This window comes from Phytoactinopolyspora endophytica (assembly GCF_004138495.1).
Classification (GTDB): domain Bacteria; phylum Actinomycetota; class Actinomycetes; order Jiangellales; family Jiangellaceae; genus Phytoactinopolyspora; species Phytoactinopolyspora endophytica.
On record NZ_ML142875.1, the window covers coordinates 44,459 to 54,373 of the forward strand.

At 66.2% G+C, this 9,915-nt stretch carries 7 protein-coding genes and 1 pseudogene; 3 read left to right on the forward strand and 5 right to left on the reverse strand.

Going from position 1 to position 9,915, the window contains the following annotated elements; translation table 11 throughout:
• Positions 1 to 182 precede the first annotated feature (182 nt).
• The gene (locus ELR45_RS32030; protein ID WP_129669903.1) at positions 183 to 836 is read right to left on the reverse strand and encodes a maleylpyruvate isomerase family mycothiol-dependent enzyme; all 654 of its coding nucleotides are present in this window, start codon (positions 834 to 836) and stop codon (positions 183 to 185) included.
• A gap of 126 nt (positions 837 to 962) precedes the next feature.
• Between ELR45_RS32030 and ELR45_RS32035 the strand changes: the two genes are divergently transcribed.
• On the forward strand, positions 963 to 1,394 hold the full coding sequence (locus ELR45_RS32035) for a MarR family winged helix-turn-helix transcriptional regulator (protein ID WP_129669904.1): 432 nt from the start codon (positions 963 to 965) through the stop codon (positions 1,392 to 1,394).
• 63 nt (positions 1,395 to 1,457) lie between these two features.
• On the opposite strand, the gene ELR45_RS32040 is transcribed toward ELR45_RS32035, so the two are convergent.
• The 4 genes from ELR45_RS32040 to ELR45_RS32055 form a co-directional block, all read right to left on the reverse strand.
• Positions 1,458 to 4,601, reverse strand: coding sequence for a glycoside hydrolase family 38 N-terminal domain-containing protein (locus ELR45_RS32040; RefSeq protein WP_129669905.1), 3,144 nt, complete (start codon positions 4,599 to 4,601; stop codon positions 1,458 to 1,460).
• An 89-nt stretch (positions 4,602 to 4,690) separates the two neighbouring features.
• A complete protein-coding gene (locus ELR45_RS32045) occupies positions 4,691 to 5,497 on the reverse strand; it encodes a carbohydrate ABC transporter permease (protein WP_129669906.1) in 807 nt (268 codons plus the stop codon).
• A 14-nt stretch (positions 5,498 to 5,511) separates the two neighbouring features.
• Positions 5,512 to 6,432, reverse strand: coding sequence for a carbohydrate ABC transporter permease (locus ELR45_RS32050; RefSeq protein WP_205857689.1), 921 nt, complete (start codon positions 6,430 to 6,432; stop codon positions 5,512 to 5,514).
• Entirely contained in the window at positions 6,429 to 7,730 is a 1,302-nt protein-coding gene (locus ELR45_RS32055; RefSeq protein WP_165368291.1) for an ABC transporter substrate-binding protein, read from the reverse strand. The genes ELR45_RS32050 and ELR45_RS32055 overlap by 4 nt, the downstream gene beginning before the upstream one ends.
• Before the next feature lie 222 nt (positions 7,731 to 7,952).
• Between ELR45_RS32055 and ELR45_RS32060 the strand changes: the two genes are divergently transcribed.
• Together ELR45_RS32060 and ELR45_RS36160 are read left to right on the forward strand one after the other, a co-directional pair.
• On the forward strand, positions 7,953 to 9,698 hold the full coding sequence (locus tag ELR45_RS32060) for a class I mannose-6-phosphate isomerase (protein ID WP_129669909.1): 1,746 nt from the start codon (positions 7,953 to 7,955) through the stop codon (positions 9,696 to 9,698).
• Positions 9,698 to 9,915: pseudogene (locus ELR45_RS36160) on the forward strand (hypothetical protein); the annotation flags it as partial. The gene ELR45_RS32060 and the pseudogene ELR45_RS36160, both read left to right, overlap by 1 nt.

Consider the following 9,915-nt stretch of genomic DNA (forward strand, 5'->3'; position numbering starts at 1 on the left):
CGCGCCCGCTCCGCCAAAGACCACCAGGGAACGACCTCGGGACCGAGTACACAGGCGGCGTTGTCGGTCCACCACTGGCCGTAATGCCCGGTAGCCGTAGGCGAACCCGAGTCACTGGTAGTGCGGTCCAGGCAGCCGTCTCGACGCGGGCTAGCCGAGAGGCCACGGTGGCGCGCCACTGTTCAGGCACGCGTGGTCAGCGACGGGAGCCCGTCGCCGGAGATGTATGGGAGTGCGGCCGCGGTGCGGCCGGTCACCAGCAGCAGGTGCGCACTGATGGGGCCACGTAGCTCGGGTCCGGAACCGGCGGTCCAGTCGATGTCGCTGGCGACCAGCCGGAGTCCGGCGAGCCTGCGCCGTGCCCAGAATGGCCAACCCTTCCGCCAGATCAGCGTTGCACTGGCGGTGGCGGCCTGTAGTGGCATCGGGCGTTCACGGCCGAGCGGGATCGCGATGTCCTGACCGTGGACCAGGGTGTCCATGAGGATGTTGCGGTAGTTCGTGAGCGCCGGCAGAGTGCGCGATGCGGCGTGAACCCTGAGCTCGTCGACGATCTCGGCGGCCGGGCGGTCGGCGTGCCGTACGGACACATCATGCACGAATCGGTTGAAGCTGCCGCGGGCACACAGTGCCTGAACCAGCGTCGACCACGCGCCGATCGGCTGCGGCGTCAATGCCAGGTGCGCGGCGACATCCTTGATCCGCCAGTCCACACACAGTGATGGCAGCTGCCACTCTTCCTCGGTGAGAGAGTCGAGCAGCTCGGCGAGGCTGCGCCGTTCCTGTTCGATGACCAGCCAGCTCTCTTCCAGGCCAATGGGCTGATCCTGGTCCATATCGCCCCCTCGGCTGAAGCTGAACTCGCCAGTGATGGCGCATCTGCGTTCGACTATACTTGGTCTGCCTATCTGACTAAGTAGAAGATAGTCAGATAGGCTGACCAACGTCAAGGGGCAACGTACATGGCAGACGAGCTGAACACCGGGCTCTTGCTCTACATCCCATACCGTTCGCTGGAGAGCCGTGTCTTCGCCGCCGTCACCGAGGCGGGATACGAGATCACGACGGCACAGATGAAGCTCATGCAGCGTATCGGCCCGAACGGCACCCGGCTGACTGACCTCGCCGAACAGGCGCAGGTTACCAAGCAGACCGCGGGCGTTCTCGTCGACAACCTCGAGAAAGGCGGCTGGATCGAGCGCGTCGACGATCCCACCGACAAGAGAGCGCGGTTGGTGCGCATCTCTGCGAAAGCACAGAAGGTCATCCCCATCGCTGAGGCCGCCGTCGCCGAGGTGGAGGCCGAATGGGAAGCACACCTCGGCAGAGAGCAGTTGGCACAACTGCGGCGCATCCTCACGCGTCTCCGTGAGGTCACCGACCCCTACGCCTAGGCCAGGGAGATGGATGACATCCGGCCGGGACGGCACGGAGCGCAGGTCGCAGCTGTGACCAGATCAGCCGACGTCGAGGAGGACGGCCGCCGTGCCCTGTGGGGCTAGGGGCACATCGATACCGTCGCCCGCCACATCGAGATCCTCCAGGCGGTCGCCCAGGTACGTGGCGGTCGCCGCGCCGATGAGCCGTAACTGTGGACGCAGCCTCACCGTGATCGGCTCCTCGGCGTAGGACTGGAGCTTGACCAGGCAGGACGTGTCTGCGCCTACCTCGACCGGTGCGCCTTCGGCCGTCGTGACCGAGACGAGACGGACCCGGTCGTCGTCCAGCTGGAGCAGCGACCGCTCGGTGTGGTCAAGTACGCCGGGGTCACCGTCGCGACCTGTGGCGAGCACGCCGATCACCGGATTGGTGAGCTCGATGGCGGTCCTCATCGCGAGCGCGGAGGCGGACAGCTTCTCGCCAGCTCGTCGTACGCCGATGGCATAGCGGAACGAGGTCTCGAACCCTTGCTGGGAGGGAAAGTTCGTGTCCCAGATGTTGTTGTGAACCCAGGAGTAGACGGTGGCCGGCTGGCGCGGCGACATGCTGTCCGGGAAGGGGGCGTACGGCAGGGCGACGACCTCCGGGTGCACCAGTGGGGCGTCCCTCGTGACCCAGGCGACGGTGATGTCTCCGTCCTCGAAGGACACCCAGTCGCGCACGGCCCGCATGTGCTGAGGTGCGCCTGGAACGTGTGGCAGGCCGGGACCGGTCACCCCTCCGGTGATCTCGTAGCGCACCGTCGGCTGGGACACGGCGAACGGGAAGGCGAAGTAGGCGCTCTCCTTCGTCATCGTCGTTGGCTTGGAGAGCCGGTTCTCCACCTCCAGGCGGGCGGCGTCGCGAGGGAGGACGAGCGTCACCCTCGCCCAGCGAACTCCGTCGGCGGCGAACTCGTAGGTCAGCCGTTCCTCGACGGGAGTACTGGTGCGCTCCAGCAGGGCGCTCGGTCTGGCCAGGGTGCGGCTGCCGAGAAGCTCAAGCTCGTCGGAGACCGACGTCTTGTTCGACTGGTGGTTGTACCCACCTGCCGTGGTGTACGTGTCGTAGACGTAGCCGTTCATGCCGACGACGGCCGTCTGATCGACGATGTCGCGACCGGTCGCCTTGTCCACGATCGATGCCACGCGGCTGTGCTGCAGGTCCACCCGGACCCGTAGGTGCTCATTCTCCAGCACGAGCGGATCCTCGGCGTGCGTCGGGTCCGGGTCCACCTCGGCCGCGGTGCGGTCAGAATCCGACCTGTGTACCGAGAGTTTCACCGATCCAACGGGCGGTATCGCTGGGACGTGCACCCGGAGGAAGCGACCGGCGTCGCGGTTGTTGGGATTCGTCTGTTGGATCGTTTCGCAGGACAGCACCGCACCAGTGCGGGAGTCGCGCACGGTGACCGGCTCGTGGAGCGGGATCTTGCTCTCCCGGATGAAGAGCGAAACTGTGCACGAGCGGGTGAAACCGGCCGTGTTGACAGCGTGGTAAGTGGCATCGGCGTCGTGGGCTTCGCACAGATGGCCACCGAAACGGGCCGCGGCGTGGTCCAGGAACACCTCGGCGTCGTCGTGTGCCGTGATCGCGCGGTTGTACTTCCAGTGCCACTGTTGTTCGCCCGAGTGGCTTCCGGAGTCGCCGTCGGTCCAGGGATCGGAGGCGCCCCAGGTGTGCTCGTTGAACAGTGAGATGGAGGAGTACACGCGGCGCGAGTGCTCGTGCTCGTCGGGCATTCCCTGCCCGGCGAACATCTGGGACATACCGCTGACCGTCTGCGCATCCGTGACCAGGGCCTGTGCCCGTCGGGTCATGGCCTGGGGCCGCGCGCCGCTACCGACACCCTCGACCCACCAGTCTCCCCAGTCGCCGGTGAAGGTGGGGATCTGGCTCCCGACGCGTTCCTCTGCGTCGCGGAAGAAGTCCGCGTTGGTGGACAGGCGCAGTTGTGGGTACACCCACGTCTCGTTCCACCGCCGCACGATGTCGGAGTGAATGAGGCGGGGCGGCGCGTTGTCGCTGAAGTGACCCTGGACTCGCAGATGAAGCACATCCCACGGGTAGGGCTCGCGATCCGTGACCTCCGGGCCGTGCCAGCCGAACATGCCCGGAGGAAAGGGGTAGGGGCGCGTGGACAACGTGGTGAGATATGCGGGCAACAGGTCGTCGACCATGTCGTAGGAGGTCGAGAACCCGAGTACCGGCCCCTCCATGTAGGCCAGGCCGTGCGGGCTGTCCGTCATCCAGACGAGGACGCTGTTCCCGGCGGGGGAGCGCCACCTGAACAGACGGGGCAGGTTCTGACCCCCGTTGAGGTGTGGTACCGATCGGCCCGCCCAGTTGTGCGCCACGGAGAGATAGCTGACATCGAGTTGAGCCAGCGCGTCCGGAAGGCCGGCGACAGCGCCGGGGACGTCGGTCTGCATGGCCACCGGCATGTGGACGCCGTACCGTCGGCGCACGTGCCGGGCGAGGCGGAGGAGCTCGTGGAGCTCGTCGGTGGAGCAGGTATCGGTGTGCAGGTTGTACGGCATCGCGGTGAGCTCGATGTGACCGTCCCGCACCCGCTCGAGGAACTCGTCCACGCGCTCGGTCGGGCGTGCCTTCATCCATTGCTCGAAGGACCACAGCGACTCGACCGCCCACCGGAACTGGGCCGGCTCGGGCCAGTCGCGGGTGGCACGGGTCAGGTCGAGGCAGGAGTCGAGGAAGGAGACGTGCTCGCCCAGCACCGTACCCTGCGGATCGGTGTAACCGATGTCGAGATGCGAGTGGTGGACGAGGTGGACCGACCATTCCCGGACCGGCCGCAACTCGATGGTGAGCTGTTGGTCGGCAGCCAGCTGAGCAAGCCCGACCGTGACGTGCGTGGGCGAGGTCACTGCGGGCAGAAGAAGCCGAGTGGTGCCGGCCGGGCCTGGAATCTTCTCCGTTCTCAGAGCCGTGCCGGACGACGTCCGGACGTCGACGTCCCCGATCTCGCTGTCCCCTTCGACCATGAGGCGCACCGACTGAAGCATGCGGCCGTCATCGGTGCGCCGCAGCAGCGGCTCGGGGATCAACCGGACGTGGCGTCCGCCCATGACCGCCTCGGCGGCTACGGCGAGGCGCAGGAGTCCGGAGCGCGCTTTGTCGGCGGACCAGGGTCGATCCTTAACCAGGGCTCGGGTTGTCATTGAACACCAATCTTGTAGGAGCCAAGGGCGGGGAAGGGGCGTAGGCGGGACGACGGCCGGAGGCGTGGCGAAACCACGACACACCAGGCCTAGGGCGTGAGTCGGAGAGCGTTGACGAAGAACCGTTGGAAGGAGAGGAACAGCACGACGGTGGGGACGGATGCCACGAGGCCGGCTGCCAGGATCACAGGCGGGCCGAGGCCGGCGTATTGGCCGTTCAACTCCGCCAGGGCTGCCATGAGCGGCCGCACGTTCGGGCTCGTCGACAAGGTGATGCCGAAGAGCAGGTCGTTCCAGGTGGCGAGGAACTGGAACAGGAAGGCCGCGAGGAGGGCACCCCGGGCGAGAGGGAGGTGGACCCGCACGAACATCGCGATCCAGCTCGCTCCGTCGAGCTGGGCCGCCTCCATCATCTCCCGCGGTGCGGTCGTCATGTAGTTGCGGATGACGAAGAAGGCGAAGGGGATCGCGATCGCCGCGTAGATCAGCAACATGCCGTACTGGGTGTCATAGAGGGTCGTATTCGCGTAGCCGTTGAAAAGTGGAGACAGAAACACCTGAAGAGGCAGCAGGGTGCCGGTGTAGATGGCCCAGAACCACATCGCCGGTCGCTTGACTGGCATGATCACCACGGCGAAGGACGCCAGGGCGGCCACGAACACCGCGATCAACGCCGCGCCGGTCGAGTAGAGGAGGCTGTTCCACATCGCCCGCCCGATGTCGGCCGTTTCAAAGGCGGTGGCGAGGTTGTCGAAGAACCCCCAGGAGCTGAACCACCAGCGCGGCCCCGCGTAGTCGGCGGCCGCCGTGGAGGCGTTGACTATGACAAGGTAGGTCGGGATCAGCCATAGCAGCGCCATTCCGATCAGGAGCACATCGCGTACGCGTCTCGCCATCACACGAGCCCCTCTCAGTTTGCCCGCAGCTGACGCCGCAGGTAAGTCCAGGAAGCAACAAGGACGATCACGGTGAGTATCACCGCGACCGCGGCGCCGTAGCCGTAGCGGCTGAGCGTGAAGGTCTGCCGATACATCGTCAGGGCGAGCGTCTCGGACGAGGTTCCCGGCCCGCCGCGCGTGAGCAGCCAGACGATGTCGAACGTCTTGAGGCTGTTCACCAGTGAGATGCCCACAACGACGACGCTGATGGGTCTCAGCTGGGGTAGCACGATGCTGCGGAAGAGACGAAATCCTCCGGCGCCGTCGACGCGACCGGCCTCGATCGTCTCCGCGGGGATCGCCTGCAGACCGACAAGAAACAGGATCATGCTGGCCCCGGTGGCCTGCCAGGTGGTGGCGATGATCATCACGATGGTGTTCATCGGCCACTCGAGCAGCCAGGGGCGCTCCAGAGCCGAGAGCCCGAGCGCACTCAACAGGGCGTTGGTCGCGCCGTCCGTCTGCAGCATGAAGTTCCAGAGGAGCGCGGTGACCGCCCCGGAAAGCGCGTAGGGCAGGACGATGGCGAATCGGGCGATGGGCCCCCACCGCACGCTGTTGGTACCGACGGCGATGAGGAGTCCGAGAAGCACGGGCAGCAGGAGTGTGCCCGCCGTCCACATCCCGGTGTTCAGTACCGAACGGACGAATATGTCGTCGGTGAGAAGGGTGGTGTAGTTCTCCAGGCCCACCCAGCTGCGGCTGAACCCGTTGTCGCGGAAGAAGCTTCTATAGATGGTGAAAAGAAACGGCAGTATGAGCAGGACCCCGACCAAGGCGACGGCGGGAAAGAGGAACAGTAGGAGGCTGCCGTGAGGCCGTCGAGACTGTCCCGGGCGAGCCGGCTTCGTACGACGGGTGAGCGCGGAGTCTCTTTCGTTCAGGGCAGTCACAGTAACCACCTGTCCCACTCGGCCTCGGCACGCTCCTGCATTCGGCGCAGCGTGGCCTGTGCCATCGCCAGAGTGGGCTCGGCCATGAACGCGCTCAGCTCTTCCACGTTCCCTTCCACCAGCACGGGTGGAGACGCTTCCCAGTAGCGCGTCGCCAGGACAGGGGAGGTCTGCTCGACCTGCGTTGCCAGGTCTCGCACGGGCTGAACCGGCGGGAGCGCGGCGGGGTTCGCCGACAGATCGCTCAGGAACCCGACCCAGGCCCGCTGGACGTCGGTGTCGAGCCACGCGCCGGCCACGTCCATGGCCGCGCTCCTCTTGTGCGCATTGACGGTCACGGCGAGGGCCCCGCTCTCGGTGACGACGGCGTGCGGCGCTGTCGACGCGACCGCCGGCAGCAGGAACAGGCCGAAGGTGTCTTCGTCCATGCCCGCCTGGACAAAGGCGTTGGTGTTCCATGCACCGTGGAGGTTCATTCCCACCGATCCTTCCGCGAAGCGCCCCGGTAACTCGGTCACTTGGGTGTCCGGTGGTGAGAACAGCTCCTGTTCGTACATGTCGACCCAGATCGCCATGGCCTCCTGCGCAGTGTCGTCGGTGTACGAGGCCTGTCCGTCTGTCAGGGCCGCGTAGAAATCCGGATCGAGACCGATCAGGAGTTGCTGGAACCAGATCAGCGATTCCCAGCTGTCCACACCGCCACTCGCGATCGGCGTCACCCCGCCATCACGGAGTGCCTGTGCGTTGGCGATGAACTCGTCCCAGTCCTGAGGAACCTCCAGTCCCAGGCGCTGGTAGGCGGACTGGCTGTAGAAGACGGCGTAATAGGACTGATAGAGCGGAATGGCGTACGGCCTGCCGTCGTAACTGAAGGAGTCACGCAGCGACGGGTCGACCCAGCCGTTGCGCTCCGCCTGGTCCCAGGCTGCCGTCAGGTCGGCGAAGATCTCGGCGCGCGCCACGTCCTGGAGCCGGTAGCCGTTCCACCATTTGACGAGGTCGGTCGTCGAGTCGGTCTGCGCCGACATGCGAACGATCTGTTGATAGCTGCTGACGTCGGGCACGGCACGAATCGCGAAACCGTGACCGGTCGTGGCGTGCAATACCTCGCCGGCGGCCTCGAATCCTGGTGCCCAGGTCGGGTTGTCGTTGTTGAGCGTCACGTCGTCGCCGGGTGCGGCCCTGGTGAGAGTCCCGCGTGCGCATGCGGGCAAGATCGCTGCCGCTCCTACGCCGCCGGCCATGCGTAGGGCCGTTCGTCTGGTGATCGTCGTGGTGGAGCGTGTCGTCGCTGACATGCGGACCTCCGTCGGGGCCTCGTCTTCGGCGCCTGGACTACGCATAAAACTTGGGAAGTGACGTTAGCGCTACCTATACCTATCCGACAAGACCCATAAATCAAGTTATTGGAAAAAGCCAGGTAAAACGCCGATTCGAAGGTGGTGCGTGCTAAGCAGGGTGAGTTTAGCGATACGGTAGCGATACCATCGTTGCCGTATCGACACGAGAGGGAGCTGAATATGTCGAGTCCTCCTGGCCACGTGTACGACCCTCGCGCGACATACGCGCCGGCTGGCGGAGGCGTGGAGCGTGGCTGGGCCGCGGCCGCGGCCGCTCTGCCAGACGTCCCGTGCGTTCTCGCCGTCGACGGCCCGGTGATCCTGGCGTGGGACGAGCTGGTCCGTGGCCTTGGGGACGCCGTTCGTGAGTCCGGCCGGTCCATCTCATTCGCTCGCACGTCCGACGCGCTCGCGCCATGGGACACGATCCTCGCCCGGACGTCGTCGATCGCGCTGAAGGACGACCCGGACTTCGAGACGATCCCCTCTCTGCAGCTCTCAGACTTGTTCGATCGCCGGCCGGATCCCGCGGGAGTCGTGGGTAGTGACGTCGTGGAGGGCGACGTCGCCGACGTTCGAGTGGTCATCGGGCCTGGCGCCGCCTTCGCTCAACATGATGTGCTCTGGTACGCGGATCTGCCGAAGCGTTATGCGGAGCGCGCTGTTGCCAGGGGCTCCGGTGCGAACCTGGGCCAAGGCGCGGAGGATGCCCGTCCCACCACCCGGCGCCTGTTCTACGTCGACTGGCCGCTGCTGGACCGCCACCGCGACGCGGTGGCGGACGGAGTAGACCGGTGGTTGGACATGCAGGAGCCGGCCGCCCCGGCCCATCTGGACAATGACACCCTGACCGCGACGCTCGGCCAGCTCGCGCGCCGTCCGTTCCGGACGCGGACCTGGTTCAATTCCACGCCGTGGGGTGGCCATTGGGCCCAGCGGAGGCTCGGTATGCAACTCGAGGCACCGAACACGGCCTTGGGCTACGAGCTCATCGCGCCGGAGTCCGGGATCCTCGTGGGTGACGACGGGCTGTCAGCCGAGGTCCCGCTGCAGCTCTTGGTCTCCCGGCACCCTGTCGACGTCCTGGGTGCTCGTGTGCACCGCACGTTCGGCTCGAGCTTTCCCATCCGATTCGACTACCTCGACACGCAGGGCGGCAGCGACCTCTCGGTGCACTGCCATCCGCAACCCGAATACATGCGCCGCGTCTTCGGCTGGCCCTATACGCAACACGAGACCTATTACCTGATGTCGAACTCGCCCGGATCCCGTGTGTTCCTTGGCTTACGGGAAGGCGTCGACGTGGATGTGTTCGCCAAGCAGGCCCATCACGCCGAGCATCACGGCACCGAGTTCGACATCGAACAGTACGTTCAGACCTTCCCCGCGGATGAGCATCAGCTGTTCCTCATCCCCGCGGGGACGCCTCACGGCAGTGGAGCCGGCAACGTCGTGCTGGAGATCAGCGCGACTCCGTACCTGTACTCGCTGCGGCTCTACGACTGGCTGCGTACCGACGCCATGGGGGCGCTGCGTCCGGTGCACGTCGATCACGCCTTCACGAACCTTGACCAGGAGCGCACCGGCGATGCGGTGGGCCGCGACCTCGTGCAGCGTCCGCGCGAACTGCGTCGTGGGCCGGACTGGCGAGACGAACTGATCGGTGCGCTGCCGCAGATGTTCTTCGAGATCCGCAGGCTTCAGCTGGATGGTCCGACACCGGTGCGGACGAGTACCGACGACGGCTTTCACGTCCTGAATGTGGTGCAGGGTGAGGGGGTGACGATCGAGATGGATAACGGCGCGTCGCACCAGCTCGCCTATGCTGAGACGGTGGTCGTCCCCGCGAGCGTGGGCAGCTACACCGTCCGGCGGACGGGAGTGACGACCACCCGCGTGGTGCGGTCCGTCATTCGGGAGGACTGATGGGCACTGACACGTCGACCGCCGACGCCCCGGCCGGGGCCAGGGTCGCGGGGGCGCTCGAGCTGGGCGGTGGCCATGTCACCGGAGCGCTCATCGATGCCGGCAGACTCCGGATCGTGGGGGGATCCCGCCGGCGCCGGCCCATCGAGCCCGACGCGAGTGGGGACGGCATCATCACGACGCTGGTCTCGGTCGGCGAGAGCATCGCCGGCGACGT